This is a genomic window from Streptomyces sp. NPDC014801 (assembly GCF_043082085.1).
In the GTDB taxonomy this organism is placed as follows: Bacteria; Actinomycetota; Actinomycetes; order Streptomycetales; family Streptomycetaceae; genus Streptomyces.
This window is the reverse complement of the sequence record NZ_JBIBXG010000005.1, coordinates 603,504-629,055: the sequence shown is the minus strand read 5'-3', so window position 1 is coordinate 629,055 and position 25,552 is coordinate 603,504. Positions and strand designations below refer to the sequence as shown.

General features: G+C 73.0%; 17 protein-coding genes. 7 read left to right on the top strand and 10 right to left on the bottom strand.

The genetic code is table 11. From position 1 onward, the window contains the following. Nucleotides 1-412: 412 nt before the first annotated feature. Together ACF1AL_RS15270 and ptsP are read left to right on the top strand one after the other, a co-directional pair. Nucleotides 413-862 carry a PTS glucose transporter subunit IIA gene (locus ACF1AL_RS15270; RefSeq protein WP_366838209.1) on the top strand — a complete coding sequence of 150 codons (450 nt, stop codon included), beginning with the start codon at nucleotides 413-415 and terminating at the stop codon, nucleotides 860-862. Nucleotides 863-940: 78 nt separating this feature from the next. Next, complete coding sequence (gene ptsP / locus ACF1AL_RS15265; protein ID WP_366838211.1) at nucleotides 941-2,611, top strand: phosphoenolpyruvate--protein phosphotransferase; 1,671 nt, start codon at nucleotides 941-943, stop codon at nucleotides 2,609-2,611. A gap of 96 nt (nucleotides 2,612-2,707) precedes the next feature. Here ptsP and ACF1AL_RS15260 read toward each other — a convergent pair whose 3' ends face one another. Both ACF1AL_RS15260 and ACF1AL_RS15255 read right to left on the bottom strand, forming a co-directional pair. After that, nucleotides 2,708-3,601, bottom strand: coding sequence for a hypothetical protein (locus ACF1AL_RS15260; RefSeq protein WP_391780176.1), 894 nt, complete (start codon nucleotides 3,599-3,601; stop codon nucleotides 2,708-2,710). Nucleotides 3,602-3,623: 22 nt separating this feature from the next. Then, nucleotides 3,624-4,832: an MFS transporter gene (locus ACF1AL_RS15255; RefSeq protein ID WP_391780177.1), complete on the bottom strand. Its 1,209-nt coding sequence runs from the start codon at nucleotides 4,830-4,832 to the stop codon at nucleotides 3,624-3,626. Between the two features lie 123 nt (nucleotides 4,833-4,955). Between ACF1AL_RS15255 and ACF1AL_RS15250 the strand changes: the two genes are divergently transcribed. Next, a complete protein-coding gene (locus ACF1AL_RS15250) occupies nucleotides 4,956-6,275 on the top strand; it encodes an aminotransferase class I/II-fold pyridoxal phosphate-dependent enzyme (protein WP_391780178.1) in 1,320 nt (439 codons plus the stop codon). Between the two features lie 9 nt (nucleotides 6,276-6,284). On the opposite strand, the gene ACF1AL_RS15245 is transcribed toward ACF1AL_RS15250, so the two are convergent. After that, nucleotides 6,285-8,252, bottom strand: coding sequence for an acetoacetate--CoA ligase (locus ACF1AL_RS15245; protein ID WP_391780179.1), 1,968 nt, complete (start codon nucleotides 8,250-8,252; stop codon nucleotides 6,285-6,287). A gap of 214 nt (nucleotides 8,253-8,466) precedes the next feature. Here ACF1AL_RS15245 and ACF1AL_RS15240 point away from each other — a divergent pair, with 214 nt between their 5' ends. Then, nucleotides 8,467-10,833 (top strand): glycoside hydrolase family 31 protein, encoded by a 2,367-nt coding sequence (locus tag ACF1AL_RS15240; protein WP_391780180.1) that lies wholly within the window; start codon nucleotides 8,467-8,469, stop codon nucleotides 10,831-10,833. Between the two features lie 40 nt (nucleotides 10,834-10,873). On the opposite strand, the gene ACF1AL_RS15235 is transcribed toward ACF1AL_RS15240, so the two are convergent. Both ACF1AL_RS15235 and ACF1AL_RS15230 read right to left on the bottom strand, forming a co-directional pair. Next, nucleotides 10,874-11,410 (bottom strand): NUDIX domain-containing protein, encoded by a 537-nt coding sequence (locus tag ACF1AL_RS15235; protein ID WP_366838217.1) that lies wholly within the window; start codon nucleotides 11,408-11,410, stop codon nucleotides 10,874-10,876. 35 nt (nucleotides 11,411-11,445) lie between these two features. Further along, on the bottom strand, nucleotides 11,446-12,264 hold the full coding sequence (locus ACF1AL_RS15230) for a M15 family metallopeptidase (protein WP_384213298.1): 819 nt from the start codon (nucleotides 12,262-12,264) through the stop codon (nucleotides 11,446-11,448). Between the two features lie 171 nt (nucleotides 12,265-12,435). Between ACF1AL_RS15230 and ACF1AL_RS15225 the strand changes: the two genes are divergently transcribed. Together ACF1AL_RS15225 and glpK are read left to right on the top strand one after the other, a co-directional pair. Next, complete coding sequence (locus tag ACF1AL_RS15225) at nucleotides 12,436-14,058, top strand: EAL domain-containing protein (RefSeq protein ID WP_391826111.1); 1,623 nt, start codon at nucleotides 12,436-12,438, stop codon at nucleotides 14,056-14,058. A gap of 648 nt (nucleotides 14,059-14,706) precedes the next feature. Continuing rightward, complete coding sequence (gene glpK, locus ACF1AL_RS15220; RefSeq protein WP_391780181.1) at nucleotides 14,707-16,227, top strand: glycerol kinase GlpK; 1,521 nt, start codon at nucleotides 14,707-14,709, stop codon at nucleotides 16,225-16,227. Between the two features lie 196 nt (nucleotides 16,228-16,423). Here glpK and ACF1AL_RS15215 read toward each other — a convergent pair whose 3' ends face one another. The 5 genes from ACF1AL_RS15215 to ACF1AL_RS15195 are packed head-to-tail and all read right to left on the bottom strand — an operon-like array spanning nucleotide 16,424 to nucleotide 24,553. Then, nucleotides 16,424-17,029: an ATP/GTP-binding protein gene (locus tag ACF1AL_RS15215; protein WP_391705078.1), complete on the bottom strand. Its 606-nt coding sequence runs from the start codon at nucleotides 17,027-17,029 to the stop codon at nucleotides 16,424-16,426. Further along, the gene (locus ACF1AL_RS15210) at nucleotides 17,010-20,627 is read right to left on the bottom strand and encodes a hydantoinase B/oxoprolinase family protein (RefSeq protein ID WP_391780182.1); all 3,618 of its coding nucleotides are present in this window, start codon (nucleotides 20,625-20,627) and stop codon (nucleotides 17,010-17,012) included. The genes ACF1AL_RS15215 and ACF1AL_RS15210 overlap by 20 nt, the downstream gene beginning before the upstream one ends. Nucleotides 20,628-20,651: 24 nt before the next feature. Continuing rightward, a complete protein-coding gene (locus tag ACF1AL_RS15205) occupies nucleotides 20,652-21,047 on the bottom strand; it encodes a DUF742 domain-containing protein (protein ID WP_384213286.1) in 396 nt (131 codons plus the stop codon). A gap of 9 nt (nucleotides 21,048-21,056) precedes the next feature. Then, nucleotides 21,057-21,488, bottom strand: coding sequence for a roadblock/LC7 domain-containing protein (locus ACF1AL_RS15200; protein ID WP_391705083.1), 432 nt, complete (start codon nucleotides 21,486-21,488; stop codon nucleotides 21,057-21,059). Continuing rightward, on the bottom strand, nucleotides 21,485-24,553 hold the full coding sequence (locus tag ACF1AL_RS15195; RefSeq protein WP_391780183.1) for a nitrate- and nitrite sensing domain-containing protein: 3,069 nt from the start codon (nucleotides 24,551-24,553) through the stop codon (nucleotides 21,485-21,487). Before ACF1AL_RS15195 ends, ACF1AL_RS15200 begins: the two co-directional genes overlap by 4 nt. A 416-nt stretch (nucleotides 24,554-24,969) precedes the next feature. Here ACF1AL_RS15195 and ACF1AL_RS15190 point away from each other — a divergent pair, with 416 nt between their 5' ends. Then, complete coding sequence (locus ACF1AL_RS15190) at nucleotides 24,970-25,530, top strand: hypothetical protein (protein WP_391657844.1); 561 nt, start codon at nucleotides 24,970-24,972, stop codon at nucleotides 25,528-25,530. Nucleotides 25,531-25,552: the final 22 nt, after the last annotated feature.

The window sequence follows — 25,552 nt, the reverse complement described above, 5'->3', positions numbered from 1 at the left end:
GGCGTTGACTTTTGGCACGCTGTTGAGTTCTCAAGGAACGGTCGCTTCCTTTGTACTCACCCTCTCGGGCTTTCCTCCGGGCGCTTCCCTTCGGTGTTTCCAACTCTACCAGGCTTTTTCCGGCCCTTTGACCACCGTCCCGCAGGCATGCGGAAGGCGATCCCAGGATAGGATCTGACGAGTTGGGTTGCTGCTCGGGCGATGATGCTCGATGGCGTCGCTCAGCCCGTCGCAGGAGTACGACTGTACACGGGGCCGCGGAGCGGGTGCAAATCCCTTGGAGATGTGGTCTAGACCTCTAATGGGAACTCTCGTGCGGAACCGGTACTACCTATGACATACCCTGCTGCTCAGTGCGCCGTCCGGGACAGGCGAGACGGCCCTTTTGATCTCCACCCCTGGGAGGTTTCCCATGACGACCGTGACGTCCCCGCTCGCAGGACGCGCCATCGGACTGGCTGCCGTGCCGGATCCGGTCTTCTCCGGGGCCATGGTCGGCCCGGGCACCGCGATCGACCCCGACCGTGAGGCCTCCGAGGCCGTCGCGCCGGTGGACGGTGTCATCGTTTCCCTGCACCCGCACGCCTTCGTCGTCGTGGACGAGAGCGGACACGGAGTGCTCACGCACCTGGGCATCGACACCGTGCAGCTCAACGGCGAGGGCTTCGAGCTCTTGGTGAACAAGGGGGACACCGTCACCCGCGGCCAGGCCATCGTGCGCTGGAACCCGGCCGCCGTGGAGGCCGCCGGCAAGTCGCCGGTGTGCCCCGTGGTCGCCCTGGAGGCGACCGTCGAGGCCCTCTCCGAGCTTCGTGAGGACGGTGACGTGAAGGCCGGCGACAGCCTTTTCGTCTGGAAGTGACGTCAGCGCCGTCCTGTGACGGCTGATAGGACAACCACCGCGGCGGCGGGACCCGCCGCACTATCGGAGACGGGTGAGATGGAAGCAACGCTGCGAGGCGTCGGCGTGAGCCACGGTGTGGCGATCGGCGAGGTTCGGCACATGGGGACGGCGGTGCTCGAACCGCCGGCCAAGCAGATCCCTGCGGACGAGGCGGAGCGCGAACAGGGGCGTGCCCGCAAGGCCGTGGAGGCTGTGGCCGCCGACCTGATGGCGCGCGGCAATCTGGCGGGGGGCGAGGCCCAGGCCGTGCTGGAGGCCCAGGCCATGATGGCCCAGGACCCGGAACTGATGGCGGACGTGGACCGTCGCATCGCCGTGGGCAGCACGGCCGAGCGTGCGGTCTACGACGCGTTCGCCGCGTACCGCGAGCTGCTGGCCGCGGCGGGCGAGTACCTCGCCGGCCGTGTGGCCGACCTCGACGACGTGCGGAACCGTATCGTCGCCCGGCTGCTCGGCGTGCCGATGCCGGGCGTGCCGGACAGCGACGAGCCGTACGTGCTGGTCGCCCGGGACCTCGCGCCCGCGGACACCGCGCTGCTGGACCCGACGCTGGTGCTGGGTTTCGTGACCGAGGAAGGTGGTCCGACCAGCCACAGCGCGATCCTGGCGCGCGCGCTGGGCGTACCGGCCGTGGTGGCCCTGCCGGGCGCCGGTGAGCTGGCCGAGGGCACGCTGATCGCGGTCGACGGCAGCAGCGGTGAGATCTTCGTGAACCCGAGCGAGGAGCGGAAGGCGCAGCTGGAGGCCGCCGCCGCCGAGCGCAAGGCCGCGCTGGCCGCCTCGACCGGCCCGGGTGCCACCGCCGACGGGCACAAGGTGCCGCTGCTCGCCAACATCGGCGGTCCGGCGGATGTGGCCGCCGCGGTGGACGCGGGCGCCGAAGGTGTCGGTCTCTTCCGTACCGAGTTCCTGTTCCTGGACGACAACAAGAAGGCGCCGTCCCAGGAGAAGCAGGTCGAGGCCTACCGGCAGGTGCTGGAGGCGTTCCCCGAGGGCCGTGTGGTCGTGCGGGTGCTGGACGCGGGCGCGGACAAGCCGCTGGACTTCCTGACGCCGGCCGACGAGCCGAACCCGGCGCTGGGCGTGCGGGGTCTGCGTACCCTGCTCGACCACCCCGAGGTGCTGCGCACGCAGCTGACGGCGCTGGCGAAGGCGGCCGAGGGGCTGCCCGTTCACCTCGAGGTCATGGCGCCGATGGTGGCCGACCGTGCCGACGCCAAGGCGTTCGCCGATGCCTGCCGCGAGGCCGGGCTGCACGCGAAGTTCGGCGCGATGGTCGAGATCCCGTCGGCGGCGCTGCGGGCGCGTTCGATCCTGCAGGAGGTCGAGTTCCTGTCGCTGGGGACGAACGACCTGGCGCAGTACACGTTCGCCGCCGACCGTCAGGTGGGTGCGGTGTCGCGGCTGCAGGACCCGTGGCAGCCGGCGCTGCTCGACCTGGTGGCGCTGTCCGCCGAGGCGGCGCGGGCCGAGGGCAAGAGCTGCGGTGTGTGTGGTGAGGCGGCGTCCGACCCGCTGCTGGCGTGTGTGCTGACCGGTCTGGGTGTCACCTCCCTGTCCATGGGTGCGGCGTCGATTCCTTATGTCCGGGCGACCCTGGCCAAGCACACGCTCGCGCAGTGCGAGCGGGCCGCCGCGGCGGCCCGGGCCGCGGACAGTGCCGAGGAGGCGCGCAACGCGGCTCAGGCGGTGCTGTCCGGCGAGTAGCCGCGGCGCGCGTACTCGGAGCCGATGAGGGGCGCTCCGCCTTCGGGCGGGGCGCCCCTTCGTCGTGCCGTGGGGCGCCCCGGTGGTCGCGCGGGGTCAGTGATGGTGGCGGTGTGCCGGTCCTTCGTCGCCGAGGTCGGGTGGTGCGCAGTAGTCGACGTCGGATTCGGGGGCGAGGAGGTCGCCGGTCTCGATGTCGTTGCAGTAGGCGTCGAAGACCTCGCCGGCGGTCAGGGGCTGCAGGCCGTTGTCGCGCAGGCGCCAGCCGTAGATGCGGTCGTTGGTGCCGGGTGCGGTGGTGCGCATGACGAGGCCGCCGGGGCTGTCGGTGGCGACGCCCAGGGCGAGGACGGTGGTGAACTCGAGGGCTTCGGCTTCGTCGAGCTGGGTGGCGCCGGTGTCGTCCTGGTCGGCGTGCAGGACGGCGAGGAGGGTTTCCGGTGGGCCGGAGACGCTGCAGACGAGGTGGCGGTTGCCGGGTGGGGCGGTGTCGAGGACGCGCGTGAGGAGCCGGGAGGCGTGGGCGAAGGCGGCGCGTCCGATGTCCTCGCCGCAGGAGGCGCAGCTGCCGAGGCGGGCGAGGAGGGTGGCGGCGTACTCCCAGGTGGCCTGGCGGATTGCTTCGTCGACGAGGGCGGGGACCAGTTCGGTCAGGGGTTGTCCCTCGTAGGGGATGGTGGGGCCGTTGCCGGCGAGTTCGGCGGTGAAGCGGGTGCGGTTGGCCGGGCTGTCGGGGTCGAGGCCGCGGTCGGTGCAGTAGGTGGCGTACTCCTCGGGGTCGAAGAGGGTGACGGTGGTGTGGCCGCCTTGGGTGGCTCGGGCCCTGAGGAGGGCTTCCACCTCGCGCAGGTAGGCCGTGTGGTCGTCGAAGGTGAAGCTGCGGTAGCGCCGCATGGCGCGGAAGTCGTGTTCGTCGGTGAGCAGGCCGATGGTGCCGGCGATCTCGCGGCGAAGGACGCGTCGCATGGTCCGGCGGTCGGTGTGCGCCATGTTTCCCCCTGTGCGCAGTCGATCAATGCTCACTCACCGTAACCGAGGGCACTGACAGCGGGGTCTGCTCGATGCGGCCGCGGACGAGCCGGTGCTGGAGTGCGCAGGTCAGCGCGATGGCGGCGCCGAAGAGCGTCCAGCCGGCGGGACCGGTGGCGATGGCGGCGGTGACCGCGAGCGGACCGATGCCGCGCTGGGCGGCCTGCGCGAGTCCATGCACGCCGAGATAGGCGCCGAGGGCGTGGTCGGGGGCGAGGGCGACGGAGAGTTCCCAGGAGACGGTGGCGTGGAGCATCTCGGCGACGGTGAAGGCGGTGGCCGCGGCGGTGAGCAGGAGGCCGGCGGTGAGGGCGGTGCCGGTGGCGGAGAGGGCCATGGTCACGCCGCCCAGCGCGAAGGCGGCGGAGAGCGGCAGGAGGAGCCGGCGGGCGGCGGCCGTGGTGGTGCCGAAGCGGGCGAGGGGGACCTGCAGGGCCACGACCATCACGTTGTTGAGGACGAGGAGGAGGGGTGCCAGCTGGTGGGGGACGGTGCCGGTGTGGGCGATCCACAGGGGCAGGCCGACTTTGAAGACGGCGTCGTCGAGGGAGAGGACGGTCTCGGTGGCGACGTAGGCGAGGTAGGTGCGGTCGCGCCAGGGTGTGCGGGGTGGGGCAGGTGGGGTGGGGGTGGCGGAGGTGGTGACGGTGCGCCGGCCGGAGGGGGGTTCCGCGCAGCGCAGGGTGAGGAGTCCGGAGAGGAGGAAGGTGAGGGCGTCGCCGGCGAGGAGGCAGCGGTAGGCGGTGGTGGTGCCGAGGGCGAGGGCGGCTGCGGCGGCGAGGCCGCCGAGGGCCCAGCCGGCGTTGGCGAGGGTGCGGTGCAGGGCCTGGTAGCGGACGCGGTCGGGGCCGGCGATGCGGGTGGCGTAGAGCTTGGTGAGGACGCTGGAGGCGCGGTCGCCGAGGCTGCCGACGGCGGAGAAGAGGAGCAGGAGCGCGAAGCGGTCGGTGGTGAGCAGGGCGAGGGAGGCCGCGGCGCGCAGGAGCTGGACGGTGACGAGGATGCGGGTGACCGGGAACCGGTCGGCGAGGCGTCCGCCGAGGGGTGAGCCGGCGATGCCGACGGCTCCGGCGGCCGCGGCGAGGGTGCCGATCTGGGCGACGGAGAGGTGGGTGACGTAGGTGAAGTACAGGACGGAGACGGAGGCCCACAGTCCGCTGCCTATGCGGTCGACGAGGGCGATGAGGAGCATGGTCCGCCCGGCCCGTCCTCCGGGTATGCGGGTCTTCCTCGTGGTCTTCCTCGTGTCTGTCCGCTGCGTCCGTCGCACGGTTCCCCCTTGCATGAAATTATGTATTGGTACATAATTGCCAACGTGGCAACACAATACGGCTTCAGTGGGACGACGGCCAAGGGAATTGCCGCGTCGGTCGAACGCGGCGTCGCCGAGGGGGCGTTGGCTCCGGGCGCGGCGCTGCCGCCGGTGCGCCGGCTGGCGGACGACCTCGGGGTGAGCCCGGGGACCGTCGCGACGGCGTACAAGGAGCTGCGGCAGCGGGGCATCGTGGTCACGCGCGGCCGGGGCGGCACGGTGATCGCGCCGGCTCCCGCGGTCGCCTCACGCCGGCCCCCGAAGGTGCCGGAGGGCCTGCGTGACCTGGCGGGCGGGCACCCCGATCCCCGGCTGCTGCCGGCTCTCGTGCCGCCGTCCCGGCTCTCCCCCGGCGCCCGTTCGCACCGCTCGACGCCTCGGCTGGCGCACCTGGAGGAGGCGGTGCGGGACTGGCTGCGGCCCGACGGGGTGCCCGTGGAGCACGTGACGTTCGCGCACGGGGCGCTGGATCTGATCGGCCGGCTGCTGTCGGTGGAGCTGCGCCCGGGGGACGCCGTGGCGATGGAGGACCCCGGCTATCACCACCTGCTGGACCTGGTCGCCGCGCTGGGGCTGCGGATCGTGCCGGTGGCGGTGGACGACGAGGGGATGCGCCCCGACGCCCTGCGCGAGGCGCTGCGGGCGGGTGTGCGGGCCGTGGTGTACAGCCCGCGGGCGCAGAATCCATATGGCGGCTGCTTCTCGGCGGCGCGCCGGGACGCGCTCGCGGAGGTGCTGCGCGGGGCCGGTGAGGTGCTGGTGGTGGAGAACGACCACGCCTCCGCCGTGGCCGACGCTCCGCTGTGGACGCTCAGCGCCTCGGGGCTCGCGCGCTGGGTGCATGTGCGCACGGTGAGCAAGTTCCTGGGGACGGATCTGCGCTGGGCGGCGGCGGCCTGCGATCCGGTCACGCTGGGCCGGCACGACGGGCGGCTGCTGCTGACCTCGGGGTGGGTGAGCCACCTGCTGCAGGACACCGTTCACGGCCTGATGACCGACGACGGCACGCGCGCGTTGGTGGCACGCGCGCGTGAGGCGTACGCACAGCGCCGGCGGGCCCTGCGGGACGCGCTCGCGGAGCGGGGCGTCGCCGCGCACGGCGCGAGCGGGCTCAACCTGTGGGTGCCCGTGCGGGACGAGTCCGCGGTGGTGAACGGGCTGCGTTCGCACGGCTGGTGGGTCGCGGCCGGCGCACGGTTCCGGCTGGCGGCGCCGCCGGGGGTGCGGATCTCCGTGGCCGAGCTGGAGAGCGCCGACGCGGTGCGGCTGGCCTCGGACTTCGCCGCCGTCCTGGGCGAGTCCGAGGCCACCTACGGGGGCTGACGCCCCGGGTCAGGCGCGCTTGCGGGCGAGGTCCTCGTAGAAGTGCAGCAGGTCGAGGTTGTCGATGGAGCCGGGGTTGACGGCCTTCTCCAGGGGGGTGCCCTGCAGGAGGCGCTTGACCGGGACCTCGATGCGCTTGCCGGTGAGGGTGTGCGGGACGCCCGGCACCTCGATGATCTCGTCCGGGAGGTGGCGCGGGGAGAGCTGTTCGCGGATGGTCCGCCGGATCCGGTCGACGAGGGCGTCGTCGAGCACCGCCCCCGGCGCCAGGTGGACGAACAGCGGCATCCAGTAGCCGCCGTCGGGCTGCTCGATGCCGATGACGAGGGACTCCCGGATCTCCGGCAGGCGCTCGACGGCCTCGTAGATGTCGGCCGACCCCATGCGCACGCCCTGGCGGTTCAGGGTGGAGTCCGAGCGGCCGTGGATGATCACCGAGCCGCGGGAGGTGACGGTGATCCAGTCGCCGTGACGCCACACGCCGGGATAGGTGTCGAAGTAGCTGTCGTGGTAGCGGCTGCCGTCGGGGTCGTTCCAGAAGCGGATCGGCATCGAGGGCATGGGGTTGGTGACGACGAGTTCGCCGACCTCGTCCGTCAGGGGCTTGCCGCTGGGGTCCCAGGACTGCAGGTCGGTGCCGAGGCAGGGCGCCTGGAGCTCGCCGATGTACACCGGCAGGGTGGGGACGGCGCCCGCGAAGCAGGAGCACACGTCCGTGCCGCCGCTGACGGAGGCGATCCACAGGTCCTCGCGCACCTCGTCGTGCAGCCAGCGGAAGCCGTCCGGCGGCAGCGGCGAGCCGGTGGTGGCGACGCAGCGCACCGCCGACAGGTCGTGGTCGCGACCGGGGTGCACGCCCGCCTTGCGGCAGGCCATGACGTAGGCGGCGGAGGTGCCGTAGAGAGTGGCGCCGGTGCGTTCGGCGACCCGCCACTGGGCGCCGGTGTCGGGATAGCCGGGGCTGCCGTCGTACAGGACGATCGTGGTGCCGGTCAGCAGACCGGAGACGAGGAAGTTCCACATCATCCAGCCGGTCGAGGTGTACCAGAAGAAACGGTCCTCGGGGCCGAGGTCGCAGTGCAGGCCGAGCTGCTTGAGGTGCTCGACCAGGATGCCGCCCTGGGACTGGACGATGGCCTTGGGCAGGCCGGTCGTGCCGGAGGAGTACAGCACCCACAGCGGGTAGTCGAAGGGCACCTGCTCGAAGACCGGCTCCGTGTCGGCCGCGGTCAGGGCGGACCACTCAAGGGCGCCCTCGGGGGCGTCGGTGCCCAGCAGCGGGATGTGCACCACCGCGCGCAGCGTGGGCAGCTCGCGGCGCAGTTCGGCGACGACCTCGCGGCGGTCGTGCTCCTTGCCGCCGTAGCGGTAGCCGTCGACCGTGAACAGGACGACCGGTTCGACCTGCTGGAATCGGTCGAGGACGCTGCGGGCGCCGAAGTCGGGGGCGCAGGAGGTCCACACCGCGCCGACGGCGGCGGTGGCGAGGAGGGCGACCACGGCCTGCGGGATGTTCGGCAGGTAGCCGCTGACGCGGTCGCCCGGCCGCACGCCGAGGGCGCGCAGTTCGGCGGCGAGCGAGCCGACCTGGCGGCGCAGCTCGGCCCAGGTGACCGGGCGCGCCTCGTGCGTCTCGTCGACGCACAGCAGGGCCGGCGCGTCGGGGCGGTCGGCGGCGGCGCGCAGGGCGTGCTCGGCGTAGTTGAGGGTCGCACCGGGGAACCACTGGGCGCCCGGCATCGCGCGGTCGCCGAGCACGCGCGCGTAGGGCGTCGTGAAGCGCACGTCGAACCACTCGGTGACGGCCTTCCAGAAGGCCTCCAGGTCCTCGACGGACCAGCGCTGCAGCGCCGGGTAGCCTCCCTCGGCCGGTGCGCCGTGGTGCTCGGCCGCCCAGGCCTGGAACCTGGTCACCTGGGCCTGTGCGATGCGCTCCGGATCCGGCTGCCAGAGCGGTTGCGGGTTCACGGTCGTCATTGGGGCGGCTCCCGGGCTGTGCGCGTCGTGTGCGTCGTCCGCGCACGGGCTGGGGTGTGCGCGTGACGCGGCTGAAACGGACGATGCCACGTGATCGTCTTCCGCACCAGGGTTCACCGCACATAGTTCGTGTCGTGAAGATGTGGTCCGGTCACGGGTGAACGGCAGTTGAACGACACCCGCGCGGGGGCCGGTCGATGGCAGGCTGAGCAGCATGGACGGTCGTGACCTGGTGCGTTCGGTGAAGCTGCTCGGCTCGGTGGGGACGGCCCAGGGCGTGCGCAGTGTGCGGGCGGCGTGGCGCCGGCGCCGGACCGACGCCACCGGGCTGCCGCGGCGGGGTGCCGAGCGGGCGCGGGTGCCCGGCGTCATCCGGGAGGTGGAGCCCGGTCCCGGCGGCGGTGTGATCCGGTTCAGCCGCTCGGAGCTGCGCATTCTCGTCGCGGGCAACGGCGCGGCCTTCTGGGGCTGGGACGGGGCCGGCGTGGAACCGTCGTACGCCGTGGCCGGGCACGGACCGGAGCCGGACCCGCGGGCCTCGCTGGAGCCGGACAAGGACGGCGGCTGGCGGGTGGTGGCCGAGCGGGTGACGGTCGCCGTCTCCCGGCACGGCGCCGTGGAGATCCGCACGCCCGGCGGGGTGACGCTGCGCCGGGAGCTGCCGCCTCGGTGGTGGGAGCCGGCCGACGGCGGCCCGGGACGCTGGACGGTGCGCTCCGAGGTGGCACCGGACGCGCGGTTCTTCGGCCTCGGCGGACGGGCGGGCGGTCCCCGTCTGCGCGACGGCGCGTACCGGCTGTGGAACACCGACCCCGGCCACGCCTTCTCCCCCGGCGACGACCCGCTGTACATCACCATGCCGGTGCAGATGGTGGTGGCCGACGCGGGCACGCATCTGCTGTTCCACGACAACTCCTGGGACGGCACGGTCACCCTGCGGGAGGGCGAGGAGGGCGCCGGCTCGGGACACGACCGGCCCGGCACCTGCGAGCTGCGCATGCAGGGCGGTCCGCTGCGCTGCTGGGTGATGGTGGGCACCCCCGCGCGCGTGCTGCTCGCGTGGGCGTCGCTGACGGGTGCGCCCGCGCTGCCGCCGGCCTGGGCGCTGGGCCACCAGCACGCGCGCTGGGGCTTCGGCAGCGAGGAGGAGGTACGGCGGATCGTGGCGGGCTACCGGCGGCGCGGCCTGCCGCTCGACGCCGTCCACCTCGACATCGACCACTACGACGCGCACCAGGTGTTCACCGTCGACAGGGAGCGCTTCCCGGCGCTGCCGAGGCTCGCCGAGGAACTGCGCCGGGACGGGATCCGGCTGGTGTCGATCGTGGACCCGGCGGTCAAGGCCGTGCCGGGCAACGCCGTGTACGACGACGGCGCGGCCCTGGACGCGTTCGTGCGGGACTCCTCCGGCCGGCTGGTGGAGGGGGTGGTGTGGCCGGGGGACGCGGTGTTCCCCGACTTCACGCACGCGCGCGTGCGCAAGTGGTGGGGCGGCCTGTACGCGGAGCGGCTGGCCCAGGGCTTCTCCGGCTTCTGGCACGACATGAACGAGCCGACCTCGTTCACCGCGTTCGGTGAGTCGACCCTGCCCCGCTCGGCCCGGCACTGCCTGGAGGGGCGCGGCGGCGACCACCGGGAGGCGCACAACGTCTACGGCCTGTGCATGACGCGCGCCGCCTACGAGGGCCTGCGCGAGCTGTCGCCGCGGGAGTGCCCCTTCCTGTTCTCCCGCTCCGGGTGGGCGGGCATGCAGCGGTACGGGGGCACCTGGTCCGGGGACGTCGCCACCGGCTGGCCGGGGCTGCGGGCGTCGCTGTCGCTGGTGATCGGCCTGGGGCTGTGCGGGGTGCCGTACTCGGGTCCGGACATCGGCGGGTTCGACGGCAGCCCGTCGCCCGAGCTGTTTCTGCGGTGGTTCCAGCTGGGCGCCTACCTGCCGTTGTTCCGCACGCACGCGAGCAAGGACGCCGGGCGCAGGGAGCCGTGGGAGTTCGGCGCCGACGTGCTCGCGCACGCGCGCGTGGCACTCGGCGAACGCCGGCGGCTGCTGCCGTACTTCATGACGCTGGCGCATCTGGCCCGGCGCACCGGAGCCCCCTATGTGCGGCCCCTGTGGTGGGGCGCCCCGGAGGACCGGGCGCTGCGCGCCGGCGAGGACGCCTTCCTGCTGGGTGACTGTCTGCTGGTGGCGCCGGTGCTCGAACCCGGGGCGGTGCAGCGGACGGTGCGGCTGCCCCGCGGCCGCTGGTACGACACGGCCACGGGCCGCACGTACGACGGGCCCGGGCAGGTGCTGCTCGACGCGCCCCTGTCCCGGATCCCGGTGCTGGCACGCGCGGGTGCGGTAATGGCCGTGCGGGGGGACGACGGCGGGCGGGCGCTGGAGGTGTGGGCGCCGGCCCCGGGCCGCACCGGGGGCGGTCTGGTGGTGGCGGACCCGGGCGAGGGCGGGGAGGAGCCGGAGATCGAGCGCTATGTCACCCGCTGGGAGGGCTCGCGCCTGGTCGTCGGGCTGGAGGGCCCGGACGGCCTGCGCGAGCCCTCCCTGCCGGTCAGGGTGCGGGGGCTCGACGAGCGCTGAGGACCATGACCCGCGAGGGGGCTCGGCGGGCGGGACGGGGTCAGATGTAGCGGCCCTCGAACCACGCCCGCACGGCCGCCGTGTGCAGCGGGAAGGCGAGCTGCTCGGGGCGGCGCAGCAGCTGCCGGCCCTCTGTCTCGTCCGTGGCCGCCGACGGGGGCAGACCGTCGGCGGGGCGTTCCGGCAGCAGTCCGAAGAGCAGCAGGTGGCCGTCGGGGGAGCTCATGGCGTCGACGAGGCGGACGTCGCGGCTCGCCGCGTCGATGCCGGTCTCCTCCTTGAGCTCGCGGACGACGGCCTGCCGCCAGTCCTCGCGGTCGTCGACGTAGCCGCCCGGCAGGGCGATGCCCCCGCGCGCGGGGTCGACGGCCCGCGTGATGACGACCAGGGCGGTGCCTTCGGTGTCGTACACGGGCTGGAGGGCGATCGCCACCGGCAGCGGGTTGCGGTAGGCGACGGCGCCGCAGCCGGGGCAGGTGCGCGGCCAGCCGGTGATGCCCTCTCCATAGGGCGTGCCACAGCTCGAACAGTGGGAGCCGGGACCGGAGTTGGAAGTGGAGTGCTGGATTTCGGACACGCGCGGACTGTATCCGATCGGAGAGGGCGTCGACTTCAGTCCGTCGGCCGTTGCTTCGTGAGCGACTTGGCGGAGACGGGGAAGTCGAAGTAGGTGTCCGGGTAGGGCTCCGGCTTGTAGGTGTAGTGCCACCACTCCTCGGCGAGGTTCACGAAGCCGAGGCGCTCCAGGGTGCTCTTCAGGAGCAGCCGGTTGGCGCGCTGTTCGCCCTGGATGCGCGGATCGAGGGTGTGCGAGAGGGTGTCGAAACAGTCGAACCCGGTCCCCATGTCGAGGGAGTTGTCCGGAAAGCGATCCTTCTTGGGGGCGTAACAGGGCACGAGCGGTTGCCCCGGGACGTACGGGTGGGTCGGCCGGGCGGGCAGCCGGACGATCGTGAGGTCCATGGTGGAGCCGCGGCTGTGACCGGACTTCTCGGCGATGTACCCGTCGGCGAACAGCCGGGTCTTGTCGACGTCCGGGTAGAACTCGGCCTTCATGCGCTGGTCGTCGAGGTCCTTCGCCCAGCGGACGAAGTGGTCGACGGCGCGCTGCGGCCGGTAGCAGTCGTACACCTTGAGGCTGTAGCCCTCGCGCAGCAGCCTCTGCTGTGCGGTGTGGAGGGCTTCGGCGGCGGGCCGGGTGAGGATGCACATCGGCTGCTCGTAGCCGTCGATGCGCTCGCCGACGAAGTTGTGCGGGGTGAAGTAGCGGATCTCCTGGAGGATCGTGGGGTCCACGGCTCTGAGGGCCACGAAGTCCGCGGGCGCCTTCGGGTCCGTGGACGCCCGGGCGGTGGCGGAGGCGAGGGGCACGGTCAGCAGGGCGGTGAGCGCGGTGATCAGCGCTCGCGCCAGACGGGGCAGTCGTGTCATGTCCCTTGCATCTACCAGGTGGTGAGGGCCGAAGGGAACCGAACACCCGCATCGCACGCCGACGGCGAATACCCGAACGCGGGTTCCTACGCTGTGTGATCGCGTGGGAATCCTGCGTGAACGGTGCATGAACCGGGCCCGGGCACGCTTCGGCGGCGCCATCATGCTCCCGTGCACTCCTGGACGGATACTCTCCGCTTCGCCTTCCAACCGGTGGTCAACCTCACCACGGGCGGGGTCGCGGCACTGGAGATCCTCGCCCGACCGGAGGCCGGCGACATCCTGGCCGAGGCCCGCCGCGATCCCGAACTGGACGGCGACCTCGCGGTGCTGGCCTTCCGCGCGGCGGTGCGCAAGGAGACGTTGCTGCCGCTGCACGTGAACGTCTTCGCCGGCACCCTGGCCGACCTCGGCGGGCTGGCCGCACTGCACGACGCGGTGCGCGAGGCGGGACGGCTGCCCTGGGAGATCACCGTCGACATCGGCCCGCCGTACACGCACGTGCCGCAGCGCGCCCTGCTGGAGGCCGTGGCCGCGCTGCGCCGCCAGGGCTTCCGCATCAGCGCCGACGGCGTCGGCGACGGGGACGTGCCGCTGCGGCTCCTGACGGACCTCTCGCCGGAGCTGGTCAAGCTGGACGCGTCCCTGCTGGTCCGGCCCGCCGCGGTACGGGCGATGCGGACCCTGTGCGACGAACTTGGCGCGCTGCTGGCCGTCGAGGGGGTGGAGACCGAGTCCCAGTGCACGGCCGCGCTGACGGCCGGGGCCCAGCTGGCCCAGGGTGAGCTGTTCGCGCCGCCGGCCCGGCTGCCCGCGGCGGACGTGTACGTCCCGCCCCGCTCCCCCGGCATCGTCCCGGCACCCCGCTCGGGCCCGCCGGTGCGGCAGTTCGTGCGGCCGGCCGCGCTGCTGCCCGCCCACGCCTCCGCGGGCCAGGTGCGGGCGCTGCTGACCGGGTCGCCCGACGTGTCCGGCGTGCTGCTGGTGGACCCGGCCGGGGTGCCGGTGCGCTCGGTGCACCGCTCGCGGTTCCTGCTGACCATGTCCGGGCGGTACGGCCACGCGCTGTACGCCGACCGTCCCGCGGCCAAGCTCGGCGATCCGCCGCGGACGGTGGGGATCGACGCCACCGCCTGGGAGGTGCTGGACGTGGTAGCTGTCGGAGGGCGCGACCGGACCTCGGACGACGTCGCGGTGGTCGACGGCCGCGGGCGCTGCGTGGGGGTCGTACGCCTCGCCGACCTGGTGCGGGCGCTCGCCGAGAGCCGGGTGGAGGAGGCCGCCGGGCTCAATCCGCTGACCCGGCTGCCGGGGTCGGACGCCATCACCGGTGAGGTGGACCGCCGCATCGCGGCCGGGCGGGCGTTCGCGCTGAGCTGGCTGGACGTGGACCACTTCAAGCAGGTCAACGACGGGGCGGGTTTCGCCGCGGGCGACGAGCTGATCCGCTCGGTGGGACAGGCGCTGCAGCGCGCGGCGAGCGGCGCCACGCGCGTGGGGCACATCGGCGGGGACGACTTCCTGGTGCTCACCGATCCGGACGGGCTCGACCCGCTGGCGGCGGCCGTACTGGACGCGCCGTGGGCCGCGGGCGGCCGGCCGGTCACGCTGTCGCTCGCCACCGTGGTGTGCGCGCCGGGGAGCGTCGGCGACCACCGGCAGGCAGCCGCGGTGCTGGCACCGCTGAAGAAGGCCGCGAAGGCGCTGCGGGGCGCCAGCTGGGTGCTGGGCCGGGCGGGACTGCCGGGGCATGAGATCCTGCGCGGCTCGGAAGGGGCTCCGGTGGCCTCCTGAGACGCCATGAGGCGAGACTGAGGGTTCCCCGCCCGCTGACCGCTCCACGGCCCGCAGAGCGCCGCAGAGGACCTCCGGCGGCCGGTCCTCGAAGGAGGGTCCGGAGGAACGTCACCCTCTCGCGGCCGAGTTGGATGCGGGCGCATGCGCCGGAAAGGCGTCGGGCGGCGGGGAGGCTCGGAATCCCACGGTCATCGGCGGACTTTCGAACAGGTGAGTGATCGCGGTGCGTGAGCCTTCCAACCCGTACAGTCGCTCGCCTTGACGGCCCCTGGGCGCCGGGGAAGACTTCCCATGTCAGCCGACATCGCCGACATTCTCGGCGTATCACGCACCGTGCCGCGTGGGCTCTCTGCGTACATGGCCTGTCTCGGGGCGGGTCGGCTGCGACGGCACGCTCGTCACGGGCGGACGCCGCCGGGGCGCCGCGGGTTCCCCGCCGGCCCCAGCCGCCATGGAAAGCGCACCCTGCACGGAGCACCGAGGTTGATCATCGGCCGGACCCCGGGAGCCGCCATGAGCACCACAAGCATCGCCTCTCCGATCGGATCGTCACCGGGAACCCGGCTGCCGGCCCGCTGACGCGCTCCCGCGCGCGGGCCCCTGTCCCACCACCCAGCCTGCTGAGCCGAAGCCCAAGGGGTAGCCATGACGGACAACGCCGAGAAGTACGTCGCCGCCATCGACCAGGGCACCACGTCGAGCCGCTGCATCATCTTCAACCACGCCGGTGAGATCGTCGCCGTCGACCAGCGCGAGCACCGCCAGATCTTCCCCAAGCCCGGATGGGTCGAGCACGACGCCACCGAGATCTGGTCCAAGGTGCAGGCGGTGGTCGCCGGCGCGGTCGCCAAGGCCGGGCTGCGCGCCGACCAGCTGAGTGCCCTCGGCATCACCAACCAGCGCGAGACGACCGTCCTGTGGGATCGCGCCACCGGCAAGCCGGTGCACAACGCCATCGTCTGGCAGGACACGCGCACCGCCGCGCTCTGCCGGGAACTCGGCGGCTCCGACGGCCAGGACCGCTTCCGGGAGCAGACCGGACTGCCGCTCGCCAGCTACTTCTCCGGGCCGAAGGCCGCCTGGCTGCTCGACAACGTGCCCGACCTCAGGGCCCGCGCCGAGCGGGGCGAGATCGCCTTCGGCACCATCGACTCCTGGCTGATCTGGAACCTCACCGGCGGCACCGACGGCGGACGGCACGTCACCGACGTGACCAACGCCGGACGCACCATGCTGATGAACCTCGAGACCCTCCAGTGGGACTCCTCCATCCTGTCCGCGATGAACGTGCCGGAAGCCGTGCTGCCCGAGATCCGCTCCTCCTCGGAGGTCTACGGCACGGCCGTCGGCCAGCTCGCCGGGGTGCCGGTGGCCTCGGCGCTGGGAGACCAGCAGGCGGCCGTGTTCGGGCAGTGCTGCTACGACGTGGGCACCGCGAAGAACACCTACGGCACGGGCAGCTTCCTGCTGCTCAACACCGGCACCCGGCCGGTGCCGTCCAAGAGCGGACTGCTGACGACGATGGGCTACAAGATCGGCGAAGAGGCGCCGGTCTACTGCCTGGAGGGCGCCATCGCCATCACGGGAGCGCTGGTGCAGTGGTTCCGCGACCAGCTCGGCATCATCCGCACGGCCGACGACATCGAGCCGCTCGCGGCGAGCGTCGAGGACAACGGCGGCGCGTACATCGTGCCCGCCTTCTCGGGCCTGTTCGCGCCGTACTGGCGCTCCGACGCCCGCGGTGTGGTCACCGGGCTCACCCGGTACGTCACCAAGGCACACCTCGCGCGGGCCGTGCTGGAGGCCACGAGCTGGCAGACGCGTGAGGTCGTGGACGCCATGTACCAGGACTCGGGCGTGGAGATCACCAGCCTGAAGGTCGACGGCGGCATGACCAAGAACAACCTGCTCATGCAGCACCAGGCCGACGTCCTCGGGGTCCCGGTGATCCGGCCCAAGGTCTCCGAGACCACCTGCCTGGGCGCCGCCTACGCCGCCGGACTGGCCACCGGGGTGTGGAACGACCTCGACGAGCTGAAGGCGCACTGGAAGGAGGACGCCCAGTGGACGCCGTCCATGGACGAGCCGGTGCGCGAGCGCGAGTACCGCAACTGGCGCAAGGCGGTGGAGAAGAGCTTCGGCTGGCTGGAGGACGGTGACGCCTAGGCACGCGCGTACGCGCGCCGATCGGGGGCAGGCGCGGGGAGGCACCGGCACACGACGGCCACGCGCAACCGGCGCGTGAGGCACACGCGGGCACGCGTGCGTGTGCGCGGGCCGCGGCTCGTACCCCGGTCGGCGGGGGTACGAGCCGCACCCGTGCCGGCGCGTCCGGGGTACGAACCGCACCCGTGCCGGCGCGTCAGGTGGTGACGGCCGGGCGGTGTTCGGCCGCGTAGGCCATGGCGTGCTGGACCACGCCGATCAGCACGTCCTTGACCGACGCGCGGTCCCGCGCGTCGCACATCACGAGCGGGACGTCGTCGTCCAGGTCGAGGGCCCCGCGAACGTCCTCGGCGGGATAGCGCGCGGCGCCCTCGAAGCAGTTCACCCCGACCACGAACGGGATCGCACGCCGCTCGAAGTAGTCGATGGCGGCGAAGGAGTCCTCCAGGCGGCGGGTGTCGGCGAGGACGACCGCGCCGAGCGCGCCCTCCGACAGCTCGTCCCACATGAACCAGAAGCGTTCCTGGCCGGGCGTGCCGAACAGGTAGAGCACCAGGTCCTCGCGCAGGGTGATGCGCCCGAAGTCCATCGCGACGGTGGTGGTGTGCTTGGTCTCCACCCCGCGCGTGTCGTCGACGGGTCGCCCCGCCTCGGTGAGCAGTTCCTCGGTGCGCAGCGGTCTGATCTCGCTGACCGCGCCGACGAGGGTGGTCTTGCCCACGCCGAAGCCGCCGGCCACGAGGATCTTGAGCGTGACGGGCTCGACCGGGGGCTTGCCGCGTTCAGAGCGCCCGAAGATCATCGGTTTCCTTCTCCTGCTCGCTGGGGTCGGCCGGCGGGGGGCCGTAGCCTCCTCCGCCGGGGGTTTCGATGACGAGGACGTCGCCGGGTGCGACGTCGGTGGAGTCGCTGCCGCCGAGCGCGGTGACGGTGCCGTCCGCCCGCTCGACCCGGTTCGCGCCCAGGGCTCCGGGGTCGCCTCCCGCCATGCCGTACGGGGGCACCCGGCGGTGCTGGGAGAGGGTGGAGACCGTCATGGGCGCCCGGAAGCGGATGCGCCGCACCGCCCCGTCGCCGCCGGGCCACCTTCCGGCGCCCCCGCTGCCGCGGCGGACGGCGAACTCCTCGAGCAGGACGGGCAGGCGCCACTCCAGCACCTCGGGGTCGGTGAGGCGGGAGTTGGTCATGTGGGTCTGCACGACGCTCGCCCCGGGGAAGCCGTCCCCGGCGCCGGAACCCGAGGCCACGGTCTCGTAGTACTGGTGCCGGTCGTTGCCGAAGGTGACGTTGTTCATGGTCCCCGAGCCCTCGGCCTGCACGCCGAGCGCCGCGTACAGCGCGCCCGTGATGGCCTGGGAGGTCTCCACGTTGCCCGCGACGACGGCGGCGGGGGGCTCGGGCGCGAGCATCGAGCCGGGCGGCACGACGATGCGCAGGGGGCGCAGGCAGCCGTCGTTGAGCGGGATGTCGTCGGCGACCAGGGTGCGGAAGACGTACAGCACGGCGGCGTTGACGACCGAGTAGGGCGCGTTGAAGTTGGAGCCGAGCTGGGCGGAGGTGCCGGTGAAGTCGATGGTGGCGGAGCGCTGCGCGCGGTCCACGCGCACGCGTACCCGGATGACGGCGCCGGCATCGGTCTCGTAGGCGTACTCCCCGTCGTCCAGGGCGTCGACGACCCGGCGGACGGCTTCTTCCGCGTTGTCCTGCACGTGGCGCATGTACGCCTGGACGACGTCGAGGCCGAAGGTGTCGATCATGCGGCCGACCTCCTCGACGCCTTTGTGGTTGGCGGCGATCTGCGCCCGCAGGTCGGCGAGGTTGGTGCGGGGGTTGCGGGAGGGGTGGGGCGCCTCGGTGAGCAGTCGGAGCGTCTCCTGTTCGCGGAAGCGGCCGCCGTCGACGAGCAGCCAGTTGTCGAAGAGGACCCCTTCCTCCTCGATGGTCCGGCTGTGCGCGGGCATGGAGCCCGGGGCGATGCCGCCGATCTCCGCGTGGTGGCCCCGGGAGGCGACGTGGAACAGGACGCGCTCACCCTCCGTGTCGAAGACGGGGGTGATGACGGTGACGTCGGGCAGGTGGGTGCCGCCGTGGTACGGGTCGTTGACGGCGTAAGTGTCCCCCGGCCTCATCCGGGCACCGCGGCGGCGGATGACCTCCTTGACGCTGGTGCCCATCGAGCCCAGGTGCACGGGGATGTGCGGGGCGTTGGCCACCAGGTTCCCGTCGGGGTCGAACAGGGCGCAGGAGAAGTCCAGGCGCTCCTTGATGTTGACCGACTGGGCCGTTGACTCCAGGCGGGCGCCCATCTGCTCGGCGATCGACATGAAGAGGTTGTTGAAGATCTCCAGCAGGACGGGATCCGCTTCCGTGTCCGTCTGGGAACTCTGCGTGACCGCGACGCGTTCCATGACCAGATGCCCGTCGTCGCGGGCGACGGCCTGCCAGCCGTCGTCGACGACGGTGGTGGCACTGGCCTCGGTGATGATCGCGGGGCCGGTGACGGTACGGCCGGGGGGCAGGGTCTCGCGGCGGTGCAGGGGTACGTCGCGCCAGGCGCCGCCCGTGTGGAGGCGGGCGGACCCGGGCGCGGCGGGGCGGCCTTCGTACGGGGCGAGGGCCGACAGATCGGGGGGTTCGGTGAGGCCGGTGGCTTCGACGGAGAGGGCTTCGACGACGATCGGGCGGTCGAGGGTGAAGGAGTACGTGGCGCGATGACGTTCCTCGAACGCCTGCCGCATGGCGTCCGGCTCGGTCAGCTCGACGGTGAGGGTGGTGTCGGTGCCGTCGTAGCGCAGCTGGGCGCGGCGGCTGACGCGGATGCGGTCCTCGGGCACGTCCTCGGCGAGGAGTTCGGCGCGGGCGGCGGCCTCCAGTTCGTCGGCCGTGCGGTGCACGCCGGGCAGGGCGGAGGGGTCCAGCGGGGCCTCGACGGACTGCTCCCGCATGGCCGTGGTGTCGGCGAGGCCGATGCCGAGGGCGGACAGGACGCCCGCCATCGGGGGGACGAGGACGGTGCGGATGCCGAGGGAGTCGGCGACCATGCACGCGTGCTGACCGCCCGCGCCGCCGAACGTGGTGAGGGTGTAGCGAGTGACGTCGTGGCCCTTCTGCACGGAGATCCGCTTCACCGCGTTGGCGATGTTGGCGACGGCGATCTGCAGATAGCCCTCGGCGACCTGCTCGGGGGTGCGGTCGTCGCCGGTGTGGTCGCGGATCTCCCGGGCGAGCGCGGTGAAGCGGTCCCGGACGACATCGGCGTCCAGGGGCTGGTCGCCGTCCGGGCCGAAGACCGCGGGGAAGTGCGCGGGCTGGATGCGGCCGAGCATGACGTTGGCGTCGGTCACCGCGAGCGGTCCCCCGGCGCGGTAGCAGGCGGGGCCGGGGTCCGCGCCCGCGGAGTCAGGCCCCACGCGGTAGCGGGATCCGTCGAAGTGCAGCACCGAGCCGCCGCCGGCCGCGACCGTGTGGATGTCGAGCATGGGGGCGCGCAGCCGCACACCGGCGATCTGTGTGGTGAAGACGCGCTCGTAGGCGCCGGCGAAGTGGGAGACGTCGGTGGAGGTGCCGCCCATGTCGAAGCCGATGACGCGGTCGAACCCGGCCAGCTGCGACATCCGGGCCATGCCGACGATGCCGCCGGCGGGGCCGGACAGGATGGCGTCCTTGCCGCGGAACTGCCCGGCCTCGGTGAGGCCGCCGTTGGACTGCATGAACATCAGGCGCACACCCGTCAGCTCGCCGGCGACCTGCTGGACGTAGCGGCGCAGCACGGGCGAGAGGTAGGCGTCGACGACGGCGGTGTCCCCGCGCGGGACGAGCTTCATCAGGGGACTGACCTCGCTGGACAGCGAGATCTGCGGGAAGCCGATGCGTTCGGCCAGCTCTCCGACGGCCCGCTCGTGCGCGGGGTGCAGGTGGCTGTGCATGCAGACCACCGCGACGGCGCGGATACCGTCGTCGTGGGCCTGCCGCAGGGGTCCGGCGAGGGCGTCCAGGTCGGGCGCGCGCAGCACGGTGCCGTCGGCGGTGATGCGTTCGTCCACCTCCAGCACCCGCTCGTAGAGCAGTTCGGGCAGCTCGATGCGGCGGGCGAAGATCCGGGGGCGGTTCTGGTAGGCGATGCGCAGGGCGTCGCGGAAGCCGCGGGTGATCACGAGCAGGGTCCGCTCGCCCTTGCGTTCCAGCAGGGCGTTGGTGGCGACCGTGGTGCCCATGCGCACGGCGTCCACCGGCTCGGTGGAGCCGGCGAGCAGCGCCTGGACACCGGCGACAGCCGCGTCCCCGTGATCCGCGGGGGTGTCGGAGAGCAGCTTGTGCGTGAGCAGGCGGCCGTCCGGGCGGCGCGCGACGATGTCGGTGAAGGTGCCGCCCCGGTCCACCCAGAACTGCCAGCCGGTCACGTCCTCACCCCGCTTCCGCGCCGTTCACAGCGCACGCAGGCCGTTGATCACATCGCGCAGAATGCTCTCGTCCGGCAGTTCGGCCGGAGGGATGGGCCGGTTCACGTGGACGAGCTCGGCGTCCACGAGATCACCGACCAGGACCCGGACCACGCCGATGGGCAGGTCGAGTTCCGCGGCGAGCTCGGCCACCGACTGCCCGGTGGTGCGGCACAGCTCGACGATGTCCACGTGCTCCGGGGAGAGCGTGGGATCGGCTTCCGGGTCGTCCACGCCGGGCTCCGTGACGACCACCGCGATCAGGTCGAGGCGGTGCTGGGCCGCACTGGTGGTGCGGCCCCGCGTCATGGCGTACGGGCGGACGACGGGTCCGGCGTCCTCGTCGAACCAGCGGCTGCTTGCCTGACCGTCTGCGCTCATGACCTCTCACTACCCGCCGGAGGGCAGATCGGTGCGCGGAGCGGTGCCCAGATGCACCCCGACGCGCTTGACGAGGAGGGTCATCTCGTAGGCCACCTGGCCGACGTCCGAGTCGGCGTCCGAGAGCACGGCGAGACAGCTGCCGTCGCCGGCGGCGGTCACGAAGAGGAAGGCGTCGTCGAGCTCGACGACCGTCTGGCGGACGCTGCCCGCCTCGAAGTGGCGGCCGACGCCCTTGGCGAGGCTGTGGAAGCCCGAGGCGACGGCGGCGAGGTGCTCGCTGTCCTCCCGGGACAGGTCCTTGGACACGCCGGTCGGCAGGCCGTCGCCGGACAGGACGACGGCCTTGCGGATGCTCCCGACGCGGTCCACCAGGTCGTCGAGCAGCCAGTTGAGCTCCCCGTTGGTGGTCGTGCGGCCGGTCGCCTTCGGTGCGGTCATCGACCGTCCCCCTTAGTCGTTCCCTGTGGTGCTGTGCCGCGCTCGGCGTCGTCGCCCGCGGCGTTCTCCTCGCGGCCGCGCTGCCAGCCGCGCTGGAGCGAAGCCATACGGCTGCGTACTTCGTCGGCGTCCCGCTCCGCGGAGCCGGCCGCCGTGGGCCGGGAATCGCGGGTGGGTGCCTGCTTGAGCTGCGGGGCCAGGCTGGCCTGGCGGACCCTGCGGGGCAGCGCTCCCCGGCCGGGACCGCCCGCTCCGGGTGCGGCGGGCGGGGTGGCGTGCGGGTCGTCCGGGCCGCTCGACGGAGCGAGCCGGGAGCGGGTGGCGCCCGGGCCGAGGGCGGGAAGCGGGGCCCCGTCGCGGGCGCCGGAGGTCGTGTCCCTCGAGTCGGCTTCCCCTCCGTCGGGCGCGTCCTCGTCGGGCCCGGTGGTGTGCCCCGGCTCTGCCCGGCGCGACGCTGCGGCGCTCGGGTCCAGGGGCGTGAGGTCCCGTGGGTCCGACGGCGAGGCGTCGCCGCGCACCCGCCGGGGCAGGGCGGGCGGGTCCGCCGGGTCGTCGGCGCCGGCGCCGGCCTCGGCGGTCAGCGGTTCGACGGCGCGGCGGTCGGCCGTGCCGCGATGGTGCGGTGCCGGACCGCCGCGGCGCCGGGTGGGAAGGGGTGCCAGGTTCTCGGTGTCGGACGGCGTGCGCCGCTCCCACCGGGCCGTGGGTTCCGCGTCGGTGTCGTCGCGCCGGGCCCGTCGCTCGCCCACGGGGCGGCCGTGGGAGCTGACGAGCTTCGGGGTGTGGCGCCGCGGCAGCGGAACGGGGCCGCCGGGGACTCCGGTCCGGTCCTTCTCCTCGGAGGCGTCCGGGTCGCCGTGGGGGCCGAGGGCGTCGCGGAGCGAACCGCGCGGCTCGCCGCCGGCTGCCTCGACCGGCCCGGTGAGGGAGCGGCGCGGCCGGAACAGGCCGCCGCTGTCGGTGTCGTCGTCGAGGACGTCGGGCAGATCGCCGAGGGCGCCCAGGTCGACGGGGGCGTCGAGCTCGACCGGCCCGTCCAGCAGGGACGGGGGCAGGCCGGACAGCTGGACGGGGCTCTTGGTGAGGGTGGCCCGGCGCCGGCCGGCCGCCTTGACCTCCTTGGCGGTGTGCGGCCGGTCGAGACGGAAGCCGATGCCGTTGGTGTCGGGGACGTCGTCGCTCAGCAGTGCGTCGGGGAGGAAGACGACCGCGGTGGTGCCGCCGTAGGGGGACGGCTGCAGGGAGACCCGGACGTTCTGGCGCTGGGCGAGGCGGCTGACCACGAACAGGCCGAGCCGGTCGGTGTCCGACAGCTCGAACTCCGGTGTCTCGGCGAGGCGCAGGTTGGCGTCCAGCAGGGCTTCGGCGGTCATGCCCAGGCCGCGGTCGTGGATCTCCAGGGTGAAGCCGTTGGCGACCCGCTCGCCGATGACCTGCACGGCGGTGTGGGGCGGTGAGAAGACGGTGGCGTTCTCGAGGAGTTCGGCGACGAGGTGGGTGATGTCGGCGACGGCGGGGCCGGTGACGGCGACCCGCGGCAGGCGGCGCACCTCGATGCGTTCGTAGTCCTCCACCTCGGCGACGGCGGCCCGGACCACGTCCATCAGCTGGACGGGTTTGCGCCACTGCCGGGAGGGGGCGGCGCCGGAGAGGATCACCAGGCCCTCGGCGTGCCGGCGCATACGGGTCGTCAGGTGGTCGAGGCGGAAGAGGTCGGCGAGTTCCTCGGTGTCCTCGGTCCTGCGCTCCATGGTGTCGAGCAGGGTCAGCTGCTTGTGCAGCAGGACCTGGCTGCGGCGGGCGAGGTTGACGAACACCTCGGAGACGCCGGCGCGCAGTTCGGCCTGTTTGACGGCGGCCTCGACGGCGGCGCGCTGGAGGGTGTTGAGGGCCTGGCCGACCTCGCCGATCTCGTTCTTGTCGTACTCCAGGCGCGGAACCTCGGTCTCCACGTCGACCTGTTCGCCCGCGGACAGGCGCCGCATCACGCTGGGCAGCCGGACGCCGGACGCCTCGTGCGCCTCCAGGCGCAGCTGGCGCAGATCGCGGACGAGGCCGCGGCCGATGCGCACGGACAGCAGCAGGGACAGCAGCAGGGCGACCAGGCCGAGCGCGGCGGCGAAGACCGCCTTGACGATGACGTTCATCGCGACGGGGCGGACCCGGTCCTGGTAGCGGTCGCTCGCCTGGTCGTCGAGGGCACCGAGTTCACGCAGCACGGTCCCGGCGGTGGCGTCCCAGTTCCGGGCGGTCACCTCACGGGGCATGCCGCCGGGGGCCGCGGAGACGACGTCCTCTTCCGCGCTGCGCAGCGGGGCGCTGGTGGCGTTCTTCCAGAAGCCTTCGTAGCGTTCGCGCTCCGAGGCGGGCAGCTGCGGCAGGCTGACCTCGTACAGCGCCTCCCGCTGGGCGACGAGGTCGGAGACCTCCCGCATCTCCTCGCGGCTGAGCTCCCCGACCACCAGGGCGGACCCGAGGAGCGCGTCCTCGCGGGAGAGCAGCTCGCGGGCCCGGGCGGTGTTGACCAGGGCCCGGTACTCCTTGTCCATCTCCACGCTGTCGACGACGTCGAGCTTCGACAGCAGGGTGAAGCACGGGTCGACCAGCCGGTTGTAGAGGTCGAGGGCCTGGGCGCGGGTGAGGGTGCCCTGCTCGACGCCGTGGCGCAGCGAGCCGATGCCGTCGAAGGCGTCCAGGATCGCGGTGACGCCCTCGGTGTCGTCCTGGTCGAGGTCCTCGCGTACATCGGGGTCGGCGGCGTTGCGGCGGACCTCGGCGACGGCCCGGTCGGTGGCGCCGCGGGTGCGCTGGAGCGCGGACAGCGCGTCGGCGGCCCGCGGGTCGGCGAGGTAGACGAGGGTCTGGCGGCGCTCCTGTTGCAGGACGCGGACGGTGTCCTCGACGGGGTAGCCGATGTGCTCCATGACGGAGGACACGCTGAACAGGCGGCCGGCCTCCCGTCCCGTGAGCACGGTGGCGAAGGCCCAGATCGCGGTCAGGGCCACCAGCGGCACGAGGAGCAGCGCCACGATCTTCCGGCGGATCGACTTCCCGCGAAAGCGCATGGCCTCCCCCAGCTCGACCCCCACCGGCCGGGGGTACACATGTGCGTCAACAAACGGCGCGAGCCTACTACCGACGCACAGGTATCTCGAAGAGCCGTCCGGAACCTGAACTTCCGTACCGGTCGCGGGACATGGGGAGGTGTCCGGGCATTGCGGGAGATTGTCTCCGGGCTACGGTGGGAGCGGCCGCCGTGGACCGGCGAACCGAAGTTCACGAACTGGCTTGTTCTTTTCGCTGCGCGGGAATCTTCCGGCGGTTCTGATCGTCCTTCTCTACAGGACATGGGGGGCGGAACGGGCCACAGGAGCCACATCCCGTCTCCGGGGGGCATAAAGCAGAGCAAGCCGGGCAGCCAGTGGAGAGCCGGAGTCTTCCGGTATCGGGGAGCCGACCGGCGGTGGGGAGGGGCACGTTGATGGGGACGGCGGAGCGGCGCCAGGCGCCCGGTGGCGGCGCGGCGGAACGCTCGACGGCAGACTCGACGGCAGAGCGGGGAGCGCGGAAGCCGGTGCTCGGCATCCCGGCTCGGGAGGAATCGGCCGCCGAGGCACCGGCCATGGACCCGGTGGCCCAAGCGAGGGCGGCGTACCGGCCGTTGTGGGTCGAGGAGCCCGCACGCCGGCGGCGGCTGCCCGACCCGGTGCGCACCGCGGCCGTACGGGCGGTTCTGATCATCGCCGTGACGCTGATACAGGCGGTGGTGGCGTTCCTGTGCACGATGGCCGGGTCCTGGCTGGCCTTTCCCATGGTGCTCAGCAGCGTCGCGAGCACGGTGGTGGCCACGTGGGGCGTCCTGGACGTGTGGGTGACCCGTCAGGTGTGGAACCAGCGCAACGGCGTGGTGTCGGCGCCGAGCAGCACCGCGCGGGCGCTGCGCCGGGAGCGGCGCCGGGCCCGCCGTGAGGCCCGGGCGGCCGAGCGGGGCCGGGGGCGAATACGGCGCCGCGGTGGCGCCGGGCAGCTGACCCACCCCTGACGCCTCCCTGACGCCGGCACCC